This window comes from Seohaeicola zhoushanensis (assembly GCF_014656415.1).
GTDB classification, from domain to species: Bacteria; Pseudomonadota; Alphaproteobacteria; order Rhodobacterales; family Rhodobacteraceae; genus Seohaeicola_A; species Seohaeicola_A zhoushanensis.
In genome coordinates this window covers 22,088-40,041 of sequence record NZ_BNCJ01000027.1, presented here as the reverse complement: position 1 = coordinate 40,041, position 17,954 = coordinate 22,088, and the positions used below count along the sequence as shown (strand labels likewise).

Annotated in this window: 23 protein-coding genes; 3 read left to right on the top strand and 20 right to left on the bottom strand. The window is 63.5% G+C overall.

Going from position 1 to position 17,954, the window contains the following annotated elements; all coding sequences use genetic code 11:
• Positions 1-22 precede the first annotated feature (22 nt).
• Together IE266_RS23920 and IE266_RS23915 are read right to left on the bottom strand one after the other, a co-directional pair.
• Complete coding sequence (locus tag IE266_RS23920) at positions 23-436, bottom strand: class I SAM-dependent methyltransferase (protein WP_189682660.1); 414 nt, start codon at positions 434-436, stop codon at positions 23-25.
• Positions 403-1,236 carry a DUF5131 family protein gene (locus IE266_RS23915; protein ID WP_189682659.1) on the bottom strand — a complete coding sequence of 278 codons (834 nt, stop codon included), beginning with the start codon at positions 1,234-1,236 and terminating at the stop codon, positions 403-405. The genes IE266_RS23920 and IE266_RS23915 overlap by 34 nt, the downstream gene beginning before the upstream one ends.
• Before the next feature lie 564 nt (positions 1,237-1,800).
• Here IE266_RS23915 and IE266_RS23910 point away from each other — a divergent pair.
• The 3 genes from IE266_RS23910 to IE266_RS23900 all read left to right on the top strand — a co-directional run bounded on the left by IE266_RS23910 (position 1,801) and on the right by IE266_RS23900 (position 3,645).
• On the top strand, positions 1,801-2,196 hold the full coding sequence (locus IE266_RS23910) for a BLUF domain-containing protein (protein ID WP_189682658.1): 396 nt from the start codon (positions 1,801-1,803) through the stop codon (positions 2,194-2,196).
• Positions 2,197-2,635: 439 nt separating this feature from the next.
• Positions 2,636-2,827, top strand: a complete 192-nt coding sequence (locus IE266_RS23905; RefSeq protein ID WP_189682657.1) for a hypothetical protein — start codon at positions 2,636-2,638, stop codon at positions 2,825-2,827.
• Between the two features lie 542 nt (positions 2,828-3,369).
• Positions 3,370-3,645 carry a hypothetical protein gene (locus IE266_RS23900; RefSeq protein ID WP_189682656.1) on the top strand — a complete coding sequence of 92 codons (276 nt, stop codon included), beginning with the start codon at positions 3,370-3,372 and terminating at the stop codon, positions 3,643-3,645.
• Positions 3,646-3,725: 80 nt separating this feature from the next.
• Here the strand turns inward: IE266_RS23900 and IE266_RS23895 are convergent, their stop codons facing one another.
• From IE266_RS23895 to IE266_RS23810, 18 genes are all read right to left on the bottom strand, one after another.
• Positions 3,726-4,058: a hypothetical protein gene (locus IE266_RS23895; RefSeq protein ID WP_189682655.1), complete on the bottom strand. Its 333-nt coding sequence runs from the start codon at positions 4,056-4,058 to the stop codon at positions 3,726-3,728.
• Positions 4,058-4,864 (bottom strand): hypothetical protein, encoded by an 807-nt coding sequence (locus IE266_RS23890; RefSeq protein ID WP_189682654.1) that lies wholly within the window; start codon positions 4,862-4,864, stop codon positions 4,058-4,060. Before IE266_RS23890 ends, IE266_RS23895 begins: the two co-directional genes overlap by 1 nt.
• A 3-nt stretch (positions 4,865-4,867) precedes the next feature.
• Positions 4,868-5,728, bottom strand: coding sequence for a hypothetical protein (locus IE266_RS23885; protein WP_189682653.1), 861 nt, complete (start codon positions 5,726-5,728; stop codon positions 4,868-4,870).
• Positions 5,728-6,138 (bottom strand): hypothetical protein, encoded by a 411-nt coding sequence (locus IE266_RS23880; RefSeq protein WP_189682652.1) that lies wholly within the window; start codon positions 6,136-6,138, stop codon positions 5,728-5,730. Before IE266_RS23880 ends, IE266_RS23885 begins: the two co-directional genes overlap by 1 nt.
• Positions 6,135-6,455, bottom strand: a complete 321-nt coding sequence (locus tag IE266_RS23875; RefSeq protein ID WP_189682651.1) for a helix-turn-helix domain-containing protein — start codon at positions 6,453-6,455, stop codon at positions 6,135-6,137. The genes IE266_RS23880 and IE266_RS23875 overlap by 4 nt, the downstream gene beginning before the upstream one ends.
• Before the next feature lie 12 nt (positions 6,456-6,467).
• Entirely contained in the window at positions 6,468-6,851 is a 384-nt protein-coding gene (locus IE266_RS23870) for a phage tail fiber protein (RefSeq protein ID WP_189682650.1), read from the bottom strand.
• A gap of 21 nt (positions 6,852-6,872) precedes the next feature.
• A complete protein-coding gene (locus IE266_RS23865) occupies positions 6,873-7,166 on the bottom strand; it encodes a hypothetical protein (RefSeq protein WP_189682649.1) in 294 nt (97 codons plus the stop codon).
• Between the two features lie 129 nt (positions 7,167-7,295).
• The gene (locus IE266_RS23860; protein ID WP_189682648.1) at positions 7,296-7,664 is read right to left on the bottom strand and encodes a hypothetical protein; all 369 of its coding nucleotides are present in this window, start codon (positions 7,662-7,664) and stop codon (positions 7,296-7,298) included.
• Complete coding sequence (locus IE266_RS23855) at positions 7,661-7,858, bottom strand: hypothetical protein (RefSeq protein ID WP_189682647.1); 198 nt, start codon at positions 7,856-7,858, stop codon at positions 7,661-7,663. The genes IE266_RS23860 and IE266_RS23855 overlap by 4 nt, the downstream gene beginning before the upstream one ends.
• 12 nt (positions 7,859-7,870) lie before the next feature.
• The gene (locus IE266_RS23850; protein ID WP_189682646.1) at positions 7,871-8,602 is read right to left on the bottom strand and encodes a lysozyme; all 732 of its coding nucleotides are present in this window, start codon (positions 8,600-8,602) and stop codon (positions 7,871-7,873) included.
• On the bottom strand, positions 8,602-8,901 hold the full coding sequence (locus IE266_RS23845) for a hypothetical protein (protein ID WP_189682645.1): 300 nt from the start codon (positions 8,899-8,901) through the stop codon (positions 8,602-8,604). The genes IE266_RS23850 and IE266_RS23845 overlap by 1 nt, the downstream gene beginning before the upstream one ends.
• A gap of 10 nt (positions 8,902-8,911) precedes the next feature.
• Complete coding sequence (locus IE266_RS23840) at positions 8,912-11,728, bottom strand: hypothetical protein (RefSeq protein WP_189682644.1); 2,817 nt, start codon at positions 11,726-11,728, stop codon at positions 8,912-8,914.
• Between the two features lie 41 nt (positions 11,729-11,769).
• The gene (locus IE266_RS23835; protein ID WP_189682643.1) at positions 11,770-13,902 is read right to left on the bottom strand and encodes a phage tail protein; all 2,133 of its coding nucleotides are present in this window, start codon (positions 13,900-13,902) and stop codon (positions 11,770-11,772) included.
• Complete coding sequence (locus IE266_RS23830; RefSeq protein ID WP_189682642.1) at positions 13,892-14,335, bottom strand: DUF6950 family protein; 444 nt, start codon at positions 14,333-14,335, stop codon at positions 13,892-13,894. The genes IE266_RS23835 and IE266_RS23830 overlap by 11 nt, the downstream gene beginning before the upstream one ends.
• Positions 14,332-14,919 carry a hypothetical protein gene (locus IE266_RS23825; RefSeq protein ID WP_189682641.1) on the bottom strand — a complete coding sequence of 196 codons (588 nt, stop codon included), beginning with the start codon at positions 14,917-14,919 and terminating at the stop codon, positions 14,332-14,334. Before IE266_RS23825 ends, IE266_RS23830 begins: the two co-directional genes overlap by 4 nt.
• Positions 14,916-15,605: a hypothetical protein gene (locus IE266_RS23820; protein ID WP_189682640.1), complete on the bottom strand. Its 690-nt coding sequence runs from the start codon at positions 15,603-15,605 to the stop codon at positions 14,916-14,918. Before IE266_RS23820 ends, IE266_RS23825 begins: the two co-directional genes overlap by 4 nt.
• Positions 15,605-17,797 (bottom strand): phage tail length tape measure family protein, encoded by a 2,193-nt coding sequence (locus IE266_RS23815; RefSeq protein ID WP_189682639.1) that lies wholly within the window; start codon positions 17,795-17,797, stop codon positions 15,605-15,607. The genes IE266_RS23820 and IE266_RS23815 overlap by 1 nt, the downstream gene beginning before the upstream one ends.
• Positions 17,787-17,945, bottom strand: coding sequence for a DUF7697 family protein (locus tag IE266_RS23810; protein ID WP_229864442.1), 159 nt, complete (start codon positions 17,943-17,945; stop codon positions 17,787-17,789). The genes IE266_RS23815 and IE266_RS23810 overlap by 11 nt, the downstream gene beginning before the upstream one ends.
• Positions 17,946-17,954 lie beyond the last annotated feature (9 nt).

Genomic DNA, 17,954 nt, shown 5'->3' with positions numbered 1-17,954 from the left:
AGCAGGACTCGCACAGCCAGCTTCAACGCGGCAGGAGGGGATCGGCGTGGCGCTTACGGTGGACGTCGCGCAGACGCCTCAGCTGAAGTAGGCCAGACGGATCGGCGTCGCAGAGCCAGAATACTCGCAGGCGAGGTGGCGTGATTTCCAAGACGCGCCGAGCAGTCCAAGCCTCTTCGTGTTCTCGGCTTTGCGGCGCGGAGAAGCCATCTATGTACAGCCCACCTCGCGTCACCTTCTGAAAAAGCGAGATGTATTCGGCAATTAGCTTGCTTTTCGAGTTGGTCTGGTCGGGCGGAAAGCCAAGTCCCCTTTCCGGAATCCGAACTCCATCCACCAAGAAGTCACCTTGCAACTTTCGGGTGGTGGTTTCACTTTCAGAGAAGAGCTCTGCCTGCCCTTCTAGTTTGCCCTTGCCACGGGCAGTTGATCCCATTCAGTTCCGTCCAACGCGCGACCAGCAACTTTCTTGCCAACACGTACCATCGTTGTTCCGTCGGCAACAATTTTTTTGTGCTTTGCCCGTGCGGCAAGAAGATTCAGGCCGTCGCCAGGAGCCCAGTCGCCCCACTGCTTGAAGTGAAAGGCGACTTCATTCTGCATGCACTGCATGTGGAGATCTCGGAACCAAGCTGGTGAAGCCGGCCGAGCCTTTGGGCCGCTTTCGCCTCCAGTTATCACCCAATCGATCGACGACTTCAGCCAATCGTTGATCTCCAGTGGTCCCAAGAGTGGTTCGGCGGAGATGAACCTAACCTTGGCCGGTATTTGGGACAGATGCGGAAGCAATTCGTCCGCGCGAGCTTGAAGTTCGACCGTAGTTCCCAGCCAGACATTTGCCGGCCAATCCCCGCCCCAGCCAGCTAGACGCCCGACGTTCTGCGGCCTCTTTGTGAGCAGAAGCCAGTCCAAATGTGGTGTGTCGTCGATCAACTCCCAAAGTCGGGCGCGCCAAGGCGAAAGCTCTTCGCGGTCCTCAAAAACGTCGGCCATGGATGCGCAAAACACTCGCGGTCTTGTATCGCCGCCGGAGGCAAGCTTGTTCCATCGAAGCGGTTGCTTCCAATGCTCATCGCCGAAGGTCCGCCGATCGACAGATGGCCCCCAAACTTTCTGACCGACGCGCTTTGCCCAGCTTTCTGCGTAGCAGTGCTTGCACGCTTCGGACACCTTGGTGCACCCCCACCAGGGATTGAAGGTGTGGGTTGTCCATTCGATTTTCGAGTTCTGACCCATGACGTGCTCCTTGCCTCAATTCAGCTTCGCACGACACGACTCAGGGCGCAAAACACTTTCTGCCTTGAGAAAAATCCGAGCGCTGGAACAAAGACCTCCGCCTTCGGAGGGCACAGGCAGAGGTCGGCTTCACTGATTTCCAACGGCTTTTGCCCGGCCGAGGCCGGTTCGAAACGGCACCAAACCGCCTGAAACCGCACCATAGCCGCACCAGGCGATCAGTCGTGCCTCTGTCGCATCTCCGGCGCCACGGGCAGGTCCGGCACCGGCACCTGGTGCTTCTCGAGCCATTCCTTCACGATCGCCCACTGATCTCGAAACTACCGCGGACCTTTCATTCGACGGGAACCGAGCAGGGATCGGCGACGTTGCATTTGCAACACATCGCATGCGCCAGACTATGCCGACACCGGCTTCGAGGGCTGGTCGACGCAAAAGATTTGACCTAGACGCACATTTAATAGGCGCGCCGCAAAGCGGCCCGCCACATGCGTATACTGCGCGGAGACCACCGGGTTGTGGGATCTGCACCGCTTTTCCCCCTTCAAACGCACGAGGCTCAGGATGAGTGAACTGATGACCATTTCCTATCGAAGTTTGGCTCGCCTGCGCGAGCCGAGCAGCCAGCTGCAGGCGATCCTAGAGGAGAGCCGACAACGAAATGATGAGCTCGGCGTAACCGGTATCCTCTTGTTCGACGGTACCTACTTCATGCAAACGATTGAAGGCCCCGTTGAGGCCACGGCCAGTGTGTTCGCTCGGATCGTCGAGGATGGCCGTCATGACGACGTTGTTCCTTTCGGTGTCGCGAAGATTGCCAAACGGGCTTTCCCGGACTGGACCATGGAGCTGATCGGACCAGAGGTCACTGCTGATATCGTGCCTGACATGGAAGAATTTGATTTCACCGACAGGCGGCTGCGCCTGGTTCACAAGGCGGTCAAGAAAATCGCGGCATAGCCCTGACCGATCAGCAGTTCGCGGAGCCAAAGGAAACAAAACTGGCGGTAATGGAAAGAGCGCACACTGTAGGGGGTGAACAACCACCGTCGTTGGGGCTCGGGTGGCATGTCCGGGGAGCGCCCTTTCCGGTTGAGAAACTAGGCCGACTATCGTTGCCGCGCAATGCTCCGATACCTGTCACCGGCGGTTGAGCAGATCTTGGCCGAAGCCATGGTTATGCTAATCAGGCGATCATTCGCGCATCTGTCGCATCTCTGGCGCGACCGGTAGATCCGGCACCGGCACCGGCACCTGGTGCGTATCGAGCCACCCCTTCACGATCGCCCACTTATCCTGGACGCCGGCCGGCGTGCGCGGGCCTCCGCCGCCGAAAACGACGCCGCCACCACGTCGCCCCATTTGGGTGTATGTTCCGGGGTACTGGAGGGACTCACTCATGCAGTATGACGAAATCACCTCGCCCAGACTTCAGGACGGCTACGAGGTCTATCCGGGCGAACGCATCTACTACAAGGGCGCGGAAGTCACTTACATGGGTGCAAGCAGGCGAGAGTGGGCCATGATCGTCGTCGCTGACGACAATGGCGACCATGAACTCGCCGACCCCGACCACTGCCGGTCAGTCTAGTGGCCCGCCCAACCATCGCCCCAAAAACGCCAACTCTCTGCCCTCCCAGCGCGCTAACCGGATCCAAACATTCTTATGCCGGTGCGTTCATGGAAAAACTTTCGCCCGCGATCCTAATCGCGCTTGTCCTGATCGTTGGTGTGGTCCTCTTTACAAATAGCGCCCCGCGCGAGGGCGTTCGCGCTGAGACGGCGCCGGTCACTACGCGTTGATCGCAACGTTGCGCGCCAGGTCAGGCGGTATGGTCGATGGCCAGGGCATGTCGCTCCTCATCTGCTTTTCATGCGCAGCGAACGACCTAGGGTGGAGACCATAGACGCGCCAGCCGCAATGCACGCGCCGTCAGGTGCTAGCGAGAATCGGCAACTAATAGGTCGAAGCACCAGTTCAGAATCGCCGCCCGCTCAACTATAGTCAGAGACGACGAAGTTCGAGACAGGCATCCACGGGGGGGGGGGAAGTAGGGTTTGTTTAAAGGACCATTTCAAGGTGAAGTGACTGTAGTATCGCCACCTGCCGAACCAGACTTCACGCGGGTCTCAATGTCGCTAGATCTTCCGTTGTTCGGAGCCGGCCGACAGTATGCAGGTCTTGAAATCTCCGGCACCGCCGGCGAGACGAGACAAGAAGATCTGGATGTAGAAGCGGTGGCCCAGTATCTGATGTATGCCAAGACGTTCCAACTTCTGATAGCGGAGGAAAATGTGTTCGTGAGCGCCGTGATGGACGTGAGGCACATTTGGCCGCCAGAACACGGCATAGGCCGCTACGAGATTTGGGTGAATGGCATATACCCGTTGCGCGCGGCTCAAACGTAGGCACTCAAAAAGCTGGCTGGGCTCGCACAGCCGCTCCCGAGAAATTCGCCGCCCAGAGCGGAGCTACGTCAGCCCCCTCCCTACGCAGCGACGATCGACGGCCTCACCGTGAACGTGAACTCCGACGGCGTCTCGGCATCATCCCCGATCCTGACCCGCACTTGGCAGGTATATGACCCCGGCGCACCCAGAAACGTCTCTCGGGCGAAGGACACCAGGACCTTGCCGTCGGTGGCCGGCGACTGGATGGTTGCGGTCGCGGGAAAGACCGCCCCGGTGCCATTCGTCTTCCGCGCGGCGGCCTCGACGGTCGCGGAGGATAGGTCGAGCGGCGCCAGGTCGTTTTCCTGGTCCGAAATCGGAACCAGCACGCTCAGGCTGTCCTTGCCCCAGATCTTCGCAACATCGGCCATTACGCGATATCCTTCCACATGCCGTCGATCTCCACCGTTCCTCGCCACGTCGCGGGCACGGTTCTTTGCCCAAACCACAGACCAGGCGCGATGGCCTGGATGACGACGTTCCCGCCCGATTGCGCGACCGATACAGTCGCTGTGCCGGCGATGACGACCGACCGGCGGATCGTGCGCACCGCCACGGCCGAGACCGCTGAATTTGCGCCGATCTGGACCGACCGGGCCACCTTGCCGCTGAACGAAACAACGAGGCTCGATGTGCCTGCTATCGCGACCGAGCGGCGAATCCGTCGTGTCGCCAGTGCCTCGAAGCTCGATTGCGCTGCGATGGCGACTGCACGCTCTGAACTGCCGGCCGAGGCCACCGAGACCGACGAGACGCCGGCGATCGCGACGGCACGGCGCAGGGTGCGCGTGGCGGTCGCCGTGACCGTCGAGATCGCCGCGATGCCCACCGCGCGCGGTATCCCGGCCTGAGCGACAGCCGTAACCGTCGAGCTTGCCGAGATCGACGCCGCCCGGCGCAGGGTCAGGGCGCCAGAGGCCGATGTTGTCGAGACGCCGGCAATGGCGACGGCCCTGCGCCGGCGAACCGAGGCAGAGGCGGCGAGCGACGAGCTGGCAGCGATGCCGACGGCGCGCGCCTTAGAAGCGGACCCGACGACATTGACCGTGGAGGTTGCCGCGATCGAGGCCGCCCGGCTGCGCGTGACCGTCGCGGTGACGGAGAGCGTGGAGGTCGCCGCGATCGAGGCCGCCCCGCTGATCCCGGATGCCGTCTGCGCGAAGAACAGCAGCGACATGGGTTAGGGCCTCAGGCCAAGCAGGAAGATCCGCGGCGCCCCCATCGTGCCGATATCCGAGGCCTGCCAGCGCGCCGAGATACGGTCCCCAGCAGGACGGCCCCAAGGGAACCAGAGCGTCGTTGCGGTCAGCGCACTGGAAGCGTTGTTCGCGCGCGCCGGAACAAACAGGTTTTCGACGAAGGGGACCTCAGACCCCGACGGGCCGTAAGCGAGATCGATGAGCCAGTCGTAGTTGACGTTGCTGATGTTCGCCTTACCGATGGTCACCCCGAGGTAGTCGTAGGCATAGGGGAGGCTGTCGCCATTCAAGATATTGTTCGGGGTCGAGAACGTCCCCGAGAACGAAATCTCGGTCCAGGCCCCCTTGGTGTTGTTCCCAGCGGGGGTGGCGGGAACAACACCAAAGGTGAAGTCGTTCCCGGTGACGTCAAGGTTGATTGGTCCGAAGTCCATAACCCCAAATGGCGCGATGTTCGGTGCCTCTGCGGCAGGGACGCCGTAGAGTTGCACACCGTTGGGGTATCCAAAACCGGACAAAGCTCCACCTGCAGAAAGCCGCGTCCCTGCCGGAATTGGGATAGGGACGAAGGTGGTGAGAATTCGTCCAGAAATGTCGCCGTTGAGGAACACGGTCGCGATCCTGCTTTCGCTGGATGCCGCCCCAGTCGCAATGTGCATAAAACCGGGGTTGCCGGAAAGAACAGAGACGTAAAAGCCAGACCAGTCTTCGGCCGTGCTGTCCTCGAGTTCAGTCCATGTCACCGTGGTTTCGTTGAAAAAATCCGAGTTCGCGGAGCTGAAGAAAGGCACCCCCGCCAGAGACGTTCCGGTGTCGAACGGCTGGATGTCGAGCTTGACCATTACGGCTTCTCCCCAGCCGCGATAGCATCAGCTCGCGCCTGCGTGATGATGCCGCCAGCCACCAGCGCCGCCAGGCCATCGGTGACCAGCGCGTGATCAGAGCGGATCGTGGTCGCCGTCTGCACCATGAACAGGTAATCGTCCATCGCAGGCACGGTCTTCGTCAGCTCCCGGATCGTCAGGCGCTCGGCGGCGGTGAAGAGCTCGAGGAACTCGGTGCGGCTCCAGGTCAGCACCGGCGCGGGCGCCGGAACATCGAAGGCCTGCGTGGCCTCGTTCCAGAGCATTGCCCCGTCGGGTCGACCGGCGAGATCGACAACCGACAGGCCCTCGGGGAGCGGATCGGCGACGACGGTGCCCACCGAGCGGAGCTTGCCGGTCGCGGTCTCAAATACGGCTTTCCAGGTCATGGTATCTCAGCGCCCCATTTCGGATCTGTGGCGGTCAGCTTGACGCCGATCCCGTAGAAGGTTTCGATCTTGCAGGGCCAGCCATGGTCCCGGATGGCCCTGCGGACTTTTTTCAGGTAGCCCTGCACGTCGCGGATATCGAGCGTGGTCCAGCCCGAGTAGGTCGACTCCATGAAGTCGATCAGGCTCTCCCAGGCGACGACGGTGCCGCGGCGCGTCCAGAGAAAATGGAAGAGGGCCAAGGGCGCGCGAGGCACATGCACGCCCCCAAGGGCGGTCTGCACCTCGGCGAGCTTCTGCCCGTCGAACCGGTCCATTACGCCACTGGATCAGTCGAGCGACAGATCGATGTCGCCGATGGCAAAGCTCAGCGTGTCGCCGTCGCCGACGGCCGCCGAGGTGATCGCATCCCAGGCGAGCAGGTTGCCCCCGGACGAAGCGTCGAAGATCCCGACGCCGGTGACGGTGCCGAACGACGCGCCCGAGGCCGTGAACTCGACCGCTGCCGTGTTCGAGATCGCGCCGCCCGAGGCCGCGCCGAAGGTGATCGCCTGGCGGGTGTAGCCGCCGCCGGTGACCTCGGTGCCGCCGCCGGCATCGGTCGGATTGGCGGTGTAGAGCGCCAGGTAGACGTTGGTCGGCGACGTCAGCGCGGTGTTGCGGAAGACGTGGTTGAGAAGCGCGTTCTCGAGGTAGTCGGAAAAGCTGGACATGTCGCTTGTATCCTTTGGGGTTCAGGGTTCAGGGTTGAGATCGATTGCAGCTGCGGCCGGCGCTGCTTCGAGGGCGGATCCAGATGCGATCAGGCACATGCGGCCGTTCGGCCAGGTCAGCGCCACCGTCCAGGTCCCGGATTCGGGCGAAGCGAAGACCTGCATGATGGCGCCACGGTCATCGAGGCCGACAACTTGCGGCCGCTCGCCGAATTTCTTGGCCAAGTTTGCCACGACGAGGTCGCGTGCGGCGCAGTTGGACTGGGCGGTTGCCTGCCCCGCCGCCAGCACCAGCGACAAGACCAGCGCCTTCATTCCGCGCACCCGGCCTTCATACCGGTCAGCAGTCTCTCGCCCGTGTCCTGTGAACGCGGGCCACCGTCGACCAGCAGAGCCGCCGCGTGGGCCTTCCGAGCCGCCAACGTGCCCGCACATATCGCGGCTTCATTGGGCGAGACGTCGCAGCCGCTCAGCGATATCGGCAGGAGTGCGAGGATCAGAAATCGCATCGTCTATCCTTTCACGGGTCTGTATGTGCTGCCGGTAGTCGCGCAGCTCCTGGGCGCGCCGCGCGTCCCGCCAGGCATCCCAGCGCCACCAGCCGAGGAAAGCGGCCACCACCAGCGCCAGCAGCGCCCAGCGGCCCAGAGGCGAGCGCAGGAAGCGCCCTGCCGCCGCGAAGATTTTGCCCCCGCAGAGCTCAGCGACGGCCGCGCAGACGGCCACGGCCATCGCGCCGAGAACGCCCGGCCAGCCGAACATGATCCAGCCCGTCGCGCCGGCGGAGAGGCCGAAGGCGGCCCAGGCGATCACGACGAGCCGCCCTTGGCCTTGGCCACACGCCCAGCGACGAAGGTGCCGACATAGGCAACCGCTCCGCCGAGAAGCAGCGACAGACTGTTGAGGTCGAAGGTGATGGTCTGTGCCACCGGGTCATAGGTGGCGATGCCGAGCGCCGCGGCACTGGCCGCCAGCGCGTAGATGATCATTCGGATGTAGACGCCCATGTCGGGACTCCTTCAGTTGCCGCAGCTCGAGAACAGCCACGCGATGAACGGGATCTTGCAGGCCAATGCCCATGCGGCCCCGAGTGCGGTCACGCCGGCGCCAAGGACGATTGCCGGCGCAGTGACCGCTGGACGCGGCGGCACCTCGCGCGCGGGCGGCGCCTTGGGGGCATTGCGATTCATCAGCGCCAGCAGGTCGGCCCCGTCGAAGCTCCGCAGGATACCCTTGAGGTTGCCCTTGCCGTCCGTCCGCCAGACCGGGATGTCGTCGCCGTTCGCGTCGTAGTTGCCGGTTCGGAACAGCGCCCGTTCGGCCTTGCGCCGCTTGATGATCTCCTTCGGCTTCTGCCAGCCCATGAACCCCTCGCCCGAGAAGTCACCGGCGTTGATCTGCCGCACCAGCTGGCACGGCTGGCCGCTGGCCGATTTCCACGTGAGCCCGCCGGTGTTCAGATCCCAGGACGCGATGGCGTCTATCTGATGTTGTTTCAGAGGCACGCGGATCACCGCTTCGATCCGGCGCTCGACCTTGGCGATGTCCTCGCGGAAGACCGAGATCGCGTGGCCGATTGCGGCCTCAACGTTCGACGGCATGGCCCGGTCCAGCTCGAGCGGGTCCAGCCCGCCCGCGCCCGCCGTGTGGCCGATCCCGTAGGTCCAAATGCCTTTGCTGTCGAGGTATGGCGCCGGGACGATACCCTCGTGCTCGGCGATCTCGAGCAGGCCCTTGTCGGATACCTTCATCACTTGTCCCTCTGCAGGAGCGTCTTGATGTCCGCCCGCATCTCGCGCAGCGTGTTGCTCATCTGGTCCCAATCGCGCTGGCGGGAGGCCATGTCCTCGGCCCGCTGCTTCTCACGACGAGCCTCATCCTCGGCGCGCCTCTTCTCCCAGCGAGTCTCCATCTTCACCATCTCCGCAGCGTTCTCTGCGATGCCCTTGGTGTTGCCAGTCGCCCGGTATTCAAGGCGGAAAAGCCATGCGGCAAAGGCGAGTGCGGCAATGATGATCGGCCACCAGTCCTTGATTTCCTGAAAGTTCATCAGGCCGACCTCACGCTGTCCTGTAGGAGCCACGGCCCCAGATCGACGCCGTGCCCGAGGTCAGTTGGGAAACGGCAACTGTAGTTGATGCTCCGCCGCTGACGCTCTCGCGCAGCCTGAGCGCGGATGTGCCGCCTTTCGGGACAAGAACTGGGAGTTCCGTGAAGATGACATTGCTCATCCAAGCGGTTCCAGGGCCGCCATTGGAATTAAGGTTGTCCACGGTGAACGGCAGCCCTTGAATGTGCAGTTCATTCCCGCCGGTCATGCCGGCCGTGTTGATGCTCTGGACAGCGAACTGGAACTCAACAATGTTACCGTGCCGGGTATATCTTCCCTCGGCAACGCCAAGAGTCGCCAGATTGCCGCCAGCCTCTGCATCTGACAGCACGGGCGTCCAAGACCCCGTGACATACTGCGCTCCAATCGCTACCCAGCCGGTGTTGCCGCTGCCGGTTGTCTTGAGGTAAAGCGACGTCCCAACCCCACCGTTGTCCCGCAGATAGAGTGAACCGACCACGGCCGAGATCGCGCCCTCAGGGCTCCCCGCGCCAGTCAGGATCTGAACGCTGCCAAGCCCGAGATCGATCTGCTTTGCGAAGAGGCGGGCGATCCGGTAGCTCGCCGCACCGAGGTTCTGAGCATTGTCGACCTCGGGACGGAAGTGACCGTCTGTCGTCGATCGCCACTGGCGCACTCCGCCAGCCTTCAGATACCAGACACCGCTCTCGACGGAGATGCCATTCGCGTTCGCGCCGAGATGGAGGTCCGTCGCTCCCGCGCCAGCATCGAAGCGGAAACTTGGCCCCTCGATCCTGAACTCCGCCGAAGCGCCATCGACCGTCATATCGACCTGAGCGCCGCCCGCCATCATCCGGTGCAGGAATTCGTCGGTGACGGACACTTCCGTCACCTGCGGACGGTCCGCCACCTTAGCGCCCGTGTAGAGGTTCATCGTACTCTGCTGGACGTTCGTCGCGAACCGCGAGGTTTGGCGAACTGGCGCGCTGTTTGCATTCACGACCAGCCAATCTCCCGCGCTGGCTGGAGCGGCCGTCAGCGCGTAGAGGATCTGACCATCTGCGGCCGCAACCCCGCCGGGGTTGACCGTCACGGCAGCATGGATGACCCAATAGTCTCCCGCCGCGCTCACTGTCGGCGACCAGGCGCCCGCCGTCGCCCTGCGCCCGCGATACTGGACCTGACCAGCGTAGGATCCCGACGCACGATTGAGGCGGTTCCATTCGTCAAAGTCGCCGTTCCAGCTGGTGGATGCCTCGACCAGCGCAGAGCCGTTCCAGTAGATCTCCGCCGGGTTGTCGTAGAAGGCAATCGTCATCTGCCGCTGGTGCTTCATCGACGACATGAACGGATAGCGCTGCGCTCCAGCAGAGCCGCGGGAGGCAAAGACCCGGATGCGCGGATCGAGCAAGGTGCCGGTATCGGTGCTGAGGGAGAGTGGCTCTGCCTGAGACCCCGGCAGCTCGCCTTCGCATTCGATCTGAGCGCCGAACAGCAAGTGGATGCATTGGTCGTTGTCGATCTGGTGGAACTTCGACAGGTTCCCGACCTTGCAGAAGCTGAGAATTCCGATCGGGCTGTCGACTTTGCGGAAGACCATTTGCCCGCTGGTCAAATCGTAGTCGGCATACACGCCGTAACGGGGCGCGATCCCCTCATCAAGGAAAGCCGTGTTCGACAGGCCCTGCATCATGTGGATGTCGCTGAAGACATCGTCGCCACCGCCGTTGTCGCCGTCCACGTAGCCCTGCGCGGCCGACAAGCCGCACCAGTAGCAGTTCTGGCCTGGGATCCGCTGAGCGGTGTTCGTCGGCATCGAATCCAGGATGCGAACACAGGGGCCGCCCCATCCGACCTGCCCGCCGATGAACCGCCGGTCCTTGGTCGTGATGACGACAGCATCGCCATTCCACTCATCCCAGTCGGTCGTATCGACGCCGTTCCGGACCCAGAGCGGATCCCGGATGAACTGCTTGATGATGTAGTCGAACCAAGTCGAGTCGTTGTTCTGGACCGGCCACAGGCCGTAGCGGTGATACCCTTTGAGCCTCAGGCCGAAGTGCTGGTTGGCAAGGTCCTGCTTGCACTTGATCCCTGCGCAGAGCATCTCGCACTCGAGGCGGGGCCAATGCACCACGCAATCCCGCAGCCGCATATGCACCAGCGGGATCGGGCGCTCATGGGTGTGCGCCTCGAGCCCGCCGCCCGCAACCGCGATCACGGTCCCTGCCCACTTGATCGTCATGGCCCGCGCTGCCGTCGACCCGTTGGTCATAGACAGCATGTCCTTTGCCAGGAAATCCGTCAGGCATTCGAACTCGTAGCCACCAGTCTCGATGACCTCACTCGCCTCGGCATCGTCTCCGGTATAGGTATCTCCGACCGATGCGGCATAAGCGAAAGCGGCATTCCACTGCGCCGAGCGCTCCTGCGCGTGCCCATCGACGTCCAGGACAACGCCGAACTGTTCGGCGCGAATCAGCGCGCCATGCAGCAGTTTGGCTTGCAGGCTCGATCCAGGTAGGTCGATGTAGGATCCGCCGTCGTCGGTTCCGGTGGCCGCGGCCACGATCTGATAGCGCGCATCCCCATGGTCACCAGGTCGCTCATACCCAGCCGTTTCGACAAACTGGCCGACGACAAGGTTGGCCGCAGCCTTCATGGCTGCAACGCTGGCAAATGGCGGCTGGCCCAGGGAGATGCTGTCCTGCATTCCGTCGAGCAGCTCGACGACTTCGAGCGGATCAGGCTGGTGCGTGTCCGAAGGCGGGCTGCCTCGAAACACCACGGTCGGGGTGAGCGCCATGTTGTCCTCGTTTTCTGATGTTCGGAAGGTCTGTCGGGCCGCTACGGCCCTGGCGGAACGACGGTAATTGGCAGCGGCCCTTCGAGGGGACCCTCGACGCCGCTGGAATTGATTGGGGCCGCCCAGTAGTAGAAGGCCCCTGTCAGGGTGGGGTCAGTGAAGCTGTCGCCGTCGCTCGGGATGCCATATTCGGTGTGGATCAGCGTCGCACTGCTGAAGGTCGCCGTCGCCCCACGCCAGATCCGCGTCCCGAAATACTGGGCGTCATTTGGAGCGGTGAAGCTGACCAGGACGGCCTCGCCGACGTCCGAGACCGAGAAGGACGTCAGGGCGCCGGGTGCCACCGGGTTCACAACGACCTGCGTCTGGACCGGAACCTCTGGCCCCCAGTCCGATACTCCCGCCCCGGCAGTCCGGTTCCGGATCTGCGCCTCGATCATGGCCCCATCTTCGAAACCTGAGATCTGCAAGCGATCGGCGCTGGTCGCCGTCACTGCCGACAGCCAATAGGTGTCGCCCAGCGTCCGGTAACGCACTTCCTGCGTGTAGCCAGCGTCCTGCTCGGCCCAGGTATAGATCAGCGTGCCCTGCGCCAGGGCGCCGCCAGCAAAGCTGCTCGGCACCGGGATACTGCTATCGGAAACGACGCGCTGGCCGTATGACGGCCGCTCCGGTTCATTGACCGGCGCGTTCAAGGCGAAGTCGCCGGCTTTGACCGAATTCGCGGTCAGGGTGAACATGCTGGTCCCATCGCGGCTCAGCTCACCCACCTCGAAGGTCTGGTCGATGCCCATCTCCGGATGCACGACCCGAAAGAACCGGTGCGCTCGGCCGCCATCTCGCCCGCCGAGCAGCTCGTAGCCGGCGAGCCCGATCGTCGCCCGGAGCTGGTATTTTGCGCGACGCATCCGGGCGATCCGCTTGCCGATCCGGGTAGCCTGGTTGTGGTTCGAGATCATGAATATCTGCGGCTCTTCCCGAACCGGCTTCGGAACCGCGTTCTCGACCCAGGTGCCAGCCGGTGTCTCGCGCCAGGCATTCTCCGGCTCGGTATAGGTGACCGCAACCTCGTCTGGCGCATCCGCGCCCCACTGTCCCTCCGTCAGCTCGAAGGAGTAGAAATCATCCGCCGTCAGCGTGAGCGTCGGCGCGATCCAGCGGCCGACCGTAAACCCGACCTTGCCGTCAGTCCGCTCATAGAAGAAGGCATCGCAGGCCGCGGCGAGCTGCGCGCGCTGATCCTCGTAATCCTGCTCATCCGACACGGTTCCGTTGATCGTCCACCGGGGCTGGATCTCGCCTTCGGCGTTCGTGACTCCGACGTCGCTTGCGTTCGCCTCATCGGTGACCTCGTCCCAGTCGACCTCGCCGCCGAGGCTGTTGACGACCCAGTCGGCGATCACCAGGGCGGCATTGTTGGTGTATTTCCGGGAGCCGTCCCGCGGATCGTAGATCCGGTCGTTCCCGTCGATGACCGGCGCATAGGCCCACTGGCGGCCCTGCGGATAGATCTCTGTGAAGGACGATTCCGGCGGTCGCTTGGCCCAGATCACCGCTCCTGCCAGCCCCCGAAAGTTGTGCGCCGTGGTGATCTGGTCGAATGCGTCGACAAGGCCGGGATCCGCCGTCTGACCGGCGCGCCCCGTGAAGGTGTTGATCCGCCCATAGCCAGCAATCGGTGCGGTCGCGATATTGCTCAGGCTCTGGTCGGCCTCGGTCGTCAGCGTGACGGTGCGTTCATCGAGCCAGTGCTCGACAACGCCTTCGATCCGATGCGCGGCCAGGATCGGCACGTAATAGCGACGGCCATCCACGAAGCCGGTGAAGCCGATCGGCCCGCCCTTCCGCGTCCGACCATAAACACGCTCGGCATAGACTACCGGCTGTGCGAAATTGACCATCCTCGCGGCGGGCGGCGGCGTCGTAGGCTTCGGCTGCAGCTTCATCGCCAGCGCCGAAAGGCCGATCGCGACAACGGTGTTGACCACGAAGCCGCCAAGGGCCGTGGCCGCAAACGCCGTGCCAGCCGCATAGGCCGCCGTCGTAGCGATCGCAGACCCGCCGGCCACCCCGAGTGAGCCAAGAATGAAGCCCGTCACAGGTTCCGCCTTGGCCTCTACCGGAGTGAGAGAAGTCGTCGCCAACAGAGCGGCGATCAGCAGGCTACGCCGCATAGCCGACCCCCCAGATCCCCGGAACGCCATCCGCGTCGCGTGCCACGTCGATGAAGCGCGGATTGAGCGTCGTCGTGCCACTCGGCCCCTTGCAGCCCCAAGCCGAGCCGAGCCAGATTGCGCCGCAGGGTGACAGCCGGCCATCCGCGACAGGCGCGAGGATCACCGCGACGTCGCCAGCTTGTGGCCCCTCCACGCGCGGCAGGCCGCCGATGGTGGCGAGGCAGCGTTCGATCGCGGCTACAGGATCACGGAAAAACCCGGTTTCGCGTTGGCAGCTGCCCCGGCTGTCATAGGTGCCACGGATCTCCGCCGCCGGGTCCACGCCGCGCACCCGCAGAACCCAGTCGGCGAGGCACGTCATGCAGTCGGTCTCGCCCCAGATGAAGGGTGTCGAGGCCCAGCGGTGCAGTTCCCGGTATAGCGGCGTCATCCGAACAGCTTCTCTTCTTCGAAGTCGCTAGTCGGGATGAACTCCAGCGACGGATTGGGCTGGCCGATCAGTTTCGCGTGCCCCTCGGTGTTCAGCACGATGCGGCGCGCGGCGCGCCGGTTTTCGGACCAGGCCTCGAAGGCCAACGTGATCGACCGATCCTGCGCCCCACTCGCCGAGAAGGTCAGTGACCTCGCCGTGCGGCGCAGCCACTGGATCGGCGCGCGCGTCGGCGCGTAGAATTCCGCATGGCTTCCGATCGGTTGAATGAAAAACGTCACGTCGCGATCCCGCACATAGTCCAGACCGAGCGCGCGGACCTGCGCGACCAGATCGACCGCATTCGGATCCTGGAAGAACGACAGCGTGATGCTGCCCTCCGGGGCCTTCCCGCCAATGGCGCTCTCCAGGCTCGACACGCTGGCGAGCTGAGAGCCGTACCACTGCCGGCCAAGCACATCGATGAACACGCCATCCGCACCGATCATGAAGCGGGCGGGACCGTCCACCGTGTCAATCTCGCAAAGGTCGAGCGCGCCCAGGATCGCCCCAGCGCGGTCGAGATCGGACGGGAAAAAGCTCATCTGGTCAGGACCTCACGGAAGCGGAACACCGGCCGGCTCTCGTGCTTGAACTCGTAGGTCAGATCCCCTGCACCATCCTCGGTGATTTCGAAGAGTCCAACGCCTTCATGGCGAATAGCCGCACCTGAAGGAACAGCGGAGCGCAGCGGCATCTGAATGCCGAGATCGTAGATGCCGGTCGAGACCAACGTGACCGAAACGACGGCGAACGGCCAATCGTCGTGCCCCATGATCTGACCAACCTTCGGCACGATCCCGGAGGGAGCCGTGTTTATGCGGATCTGGGTCGCGCCTGCCGTTGCAGCCAGGGCGGCAGTGCAAGTCGCCACATACTCGAACCCCATCCCGGTCGAGAACGTCTCCCCTGTCGAGAACGGGATACCAGTCGGCGCAACCCCCGCACCTGCCGCTGCCGACATGTAATCGAAGCCAATCGGGTCAATCAGGGGCAGACGATAGACGTTCGTCTGCCCCTGGCCGCTCAGCTTGAAGGCTCGCCACGCCAGGATTGCCTCCCGTTTCAGGTAAAGGTTGGCGGACCCAACCCATCGCGGGAAGGCATTGAAGACGACCTTGCTCGTTCCGGCATTGGTCTCACCCAGAGACTGACTGCGCCAATCGATATCCCAGGACGAGTTCATGATCCGCATCAGGCTGCGGGGAATTGTGATGATTTCACGCTGCATCAGGCTCGTCTCGCGCTATAGGCCTGCAGGTTCTGCGGCATCTTCCGATCCTGTGCAGCCATCCCGGCAGCAACTGCCTGAGCCGACACTCGGCCACTCACCGACTGGATCAGCGGGACCAAGTTGCCGCTCTGGTCGACGCCGACCATGACATGCACAGTCCCATCCCCGGATTGGGAACCTCTCGCGACCTCGGCGCGTGACAGCACCCGCTCTCCGCGCTGGAGGATCGTCGGCACTTCGTCGCTCCGCAGGCCGGGCCAGCCGCCACCGTGGAAGCGCGGCGCGCCAGCAAACAGGGCGGCAGGGACATTGCGCACCATGCCACCGGCACCAACCTCGCCGCCGGTATGGCTCACGGCCGCTGGGAACAGGCCACCGAACCAGTCGGCGATCGGCGTAAGGATTGCTCTTCGGAAGCCGATGACAGCCAGGTCGGCCACGATGGAGCGGATGAATTCCTTGAAGTTGAACTTGCCGGTCTCGATGAAGTTTCGGAACTGGTTTTCCGCCCCCTTCAGGCCGTTCACCAGCGCCTCACCCACCGCCTTGCCGGTACGTTTCCCTTCTTCCGCGTAGGTGCGCAGCGAGATCCCGATCGACTCCCATCCGTTCTTCGCGTTCTCCAGGGCCGTGACCAGGCCGAGGACCTGCTCCTTCTCGCCCATCGTCGCGCCGGAGAGCTTCTCGGAATACTCGAGCATCTTCGCCTTGACCGGGTCGGTCTCGCGCAGAACGGCCAGCTCACGCTGCAACGACTTCACCAGGTCGTCGACAGCGTCCTTCTGCTTTCCGCCCTTGCCGTCGTCCTTGTCCTTCGAGTTCTTGATCGCCTGGCGACGGACGGCCGAGTAGAAATCGCCCATTGGATCTTCGGCAGCGATCTTGTCCCTGCGGTCCTCGAAACCATCCCAAGCCTTTTCGACGCGATCCTTGGCGTCCACGCCTCCCTTGTAATACTCGCCACTCGATTTGCTCAACGATGACACCAGACCATCGAGTGATGATGTCGAAAGGTTTGTGCCGAAGACATCGTTGAGCGCTTTGGCTATCGCATTCACAGCCTGCGCCACATGCCAGACCATGTCGTGCAATTTCGTCAGCACGAAGGACACGGCGAAGCTGAACGCGGAGCGAAACAAGTCCGGAATAACGCTGATCGCGGTCCCGATCGCGTCGACCGCGATCTTCGTCCCGTTGATCAGACCATTCCCTGCCCACTTCACGCCATCGACAACGGCATCCCAAGCGGTCGAGAACCACTCGCCGATCTTGTCGACGCCGGGCTTGATCCAGGAATAGATGCCACGGCCGATCACCTGGAAGACGGCCAGTGCGGTATCCCCGAAGCCGACGGTCACCCCTTTGGCCTTGTTGATCTCGTGCTGCATTCCGGCGACCGCCGCGCTGCCTACGGCGACAGCCGCCGTGAGAAGCGGAAAGCGCATGGCAGCGCCGCGGATCATGCCGCCGAGATCCCGGAAGAGCCCACCCACGCCGCCGTTGCCCGCGCCATAGATCTGCGCAACCTGCGTGCCCTGTTGGGCCAGCACTGTGAACGGGTTCATTCCGCCGGCCAGGGACACCCCGATGTCGTTGATCTGGTATCCCAGCATCTGCATCCGGAACGCGCTCGCGCGGGTCGATTTGCTCATATCGTCGATCGAACGGCTGCGCCCCTTGAATGCCGCGATGCTGTCGAGAGAAGCTGTCCGCGCCCGGTTGATCGCGGCCGTCATTTCGTCGGCCGAGATCGCCCCTTCGAGGTGGGCCGCGCGGATCGACGAGACTTCGGCGCGGTAGGTCCGGATCGCAGCGAAGACCGGATTGAACTTCGCGCGCATGTCGTCCAGCGCTTGCCCCTGGCGCAGGTAGTCAGCGGTCGATTGCCCCAGGTCCGGGGTGACGCCGGTCGCGCGGTTGATCCGGTCAACCAGCGGAGAGGATGCCTGCGCCGATGACCGCATCGCCGCAAGCGCCGCCGTCGATTTGGCAACGATCGCCTCGAGCTTGGCCTGCGCCTGCGCCGCGGCGTCGCCGACGCGGTCGAGTCCGGCCGCAGCCGGACCCGACCCATCGCGCAGGCCGTCCATCGCCTCACGGCCTGCCGTCCCGATTCCGCGCAACTCCGCCTTGACGGTGTCGCCGCCGGCCGCGGCGAAGCGGACGGAATACCTCTTCTCACGGGTCATCGGAGCCCTGGGCCCTTTCGTTGATGTGACGGATGGCCACCGCCTCGATGTCGGGCAGCAGTTCGACGATGGTGAGACGGTCGAGCCCCATGGCATCGCCAAGGGCAAAGGCCGCGTTGAAGTCCCACCCGAGGACCACGACCCCCATGCCCGAAGC

Bases quoted from the DNA above. Each gene is read 5' to 3' on its own strand.
- IE266_RS23920 (WP_189682660.1), bottom strand. From the start codon at position 436: ATGGGATCAACTGCCCGTGGCAAGGGCAAACTAGAAGGGCAGGCAGAG.
- IE266_RS23915 (WP_189682659.1), bottom strand. From the start codon at position 1,236: ATGGGTCAGAACTCGAAAATCGAATGGACAACCCACACCTTCAATCCC.
- IE266_RS23910 (WP_189682658.1), top strand. From the start codon at position 1,801: ATGAGTGAACTGATGACCATTTCCTATCGAAGTTTGGCTCGCCTGCGC.
- IE266_RS23905 (WP_189682657.1), top strand. From the start codon at position 2,636: ATGCAGTATGACGAAATCACCTCGCCCAGACTTCAGGACGGCTACGAG.
- IE266_RS23900 (WP_189682656.1), top strand. From the start codon at position 3,370: ATGTCGCTAGATCTTCCGTTGTTCGGAGCCGGCCGACAGTATGCAGGT.
- IE266_RS23895 (WP_189682655.1), bottom strand. From the start codon at position 4,058: ATGGCCGATGTTGCGAAGATCTGGGGCAAGGACAGCCTGAGCGTGCTG.
- IE266_RS23890 (WP_189682654.1), bottom strand. From the start codon at position 4,864: ATGTCGCTGCTGTTCTTCGCGCAGACGGCATCCGGGATCAGCGGGGCG.
- IE266_RS23885 (WP_189682653.1), bottom strand. From the start codon at position 5,728: ATGGTCAAGCTCGACATCCAGCCGTTCGACACCGGAACGTCTCTGGCG.
- IE266_RS23880 (WP_189682652.1), bottom strand. From the start codon at position 6,138: ATGACCTGGAAAGCCGTATTTGAGACCGCGACCGGCAAGCTCCGCTCG.
- IE266_RS23875 (WP_189682651.1), bottom strand. From the start codon at position 6,455: ATGGACCGGTTCGACGGGCAGAAGCTCGCCGAGGTGCAGACCGCCCTT.
- IE266_RS23870 (WP_189682650.1), bottom strand. From the start codon at position 6,851: ATGTCCAGCTTTTCCGACTACCTCGAGAACGCGCTTCTCAACCACGTC.
- IE266_RS23865 (WP_189682649.1), bottom strand. From the start codon at position 7,166: ATGAAGGCGCTGGTCTTGTCGCTGGTGCTGGCGGCGGGGCAGGCAACC.
- IE266_RS23855 (WP_189682647.1), bottom strand. From the start codon at position 7,858: ATGGGCGTCTACATCCGAATGATCATCTACGCGCTGGCGGCCAGTGCC.
- IE266_RS23850 (WP_189682646.1), bottom strand. From the start codon at position 8,602: ATGAAGGTATCCGACAAGGGCCTGCTCGAGATCGCCGAGCACGAGGGT.
- IE266_RS23845 (WP_189682645.1), bottom strand. From the start codon at position 8,901: ATGAACTTTCAGGAAATCAAGGACTGGTGGCCGATCATCATTGCCGCA.
- IE266_RS23840 (WP_189682644.1), bottom strand. From the start codon at position 11,728: ATGGCGCTCACCCCGACCGTGGTGTTTCGAGGCAGCCCGCCTTCGGAC.
- IE266_RS23835 (WP_189682643.1), bottom strand. From the start codon at position 13,902: ATGCGGCGTAGCCTGCTGATCGCCGCTCTGTTGGCGACGACTTCTCTC.
- IE266_RS23830 (WP_189682642.1), bottom strand. From the start codon at position 14,335: ATGACGCCGCTATACCGGGAACTGCACCGCTGGGCCTCGACACCCTTC.
- IE266_RS23825 (WP_189682641.1), bottom strand. From the start codon at position 14,919: ATGAGCTTTTTCCCGTCCGATCTCGACCGCGCTGGGGCGATCCTGGGC.
- IE266_RS23820 (WP_189682640.1), bottom strand. From the start codon at position 15,605: ATGCAGCGTGAAATCATCACAATTCCCCGCAGCCTGATGCGGATCATG.
- IE266_RS23815 (WP_189682639.1), bottom strand. From the start codon at position 17,797: ATGACCCGTGAGAAGAGGTATTCCGTCCGCTTCGCCGCGGCCGGCGGC.
- IE266_RS23810 (WP_229864442.1), bottom strand. From the start codon at position 17,945: ATGGGGGTCGTGGTCCTCGGGTGGGACTTCAACGCGGCCTTTGCCCTT.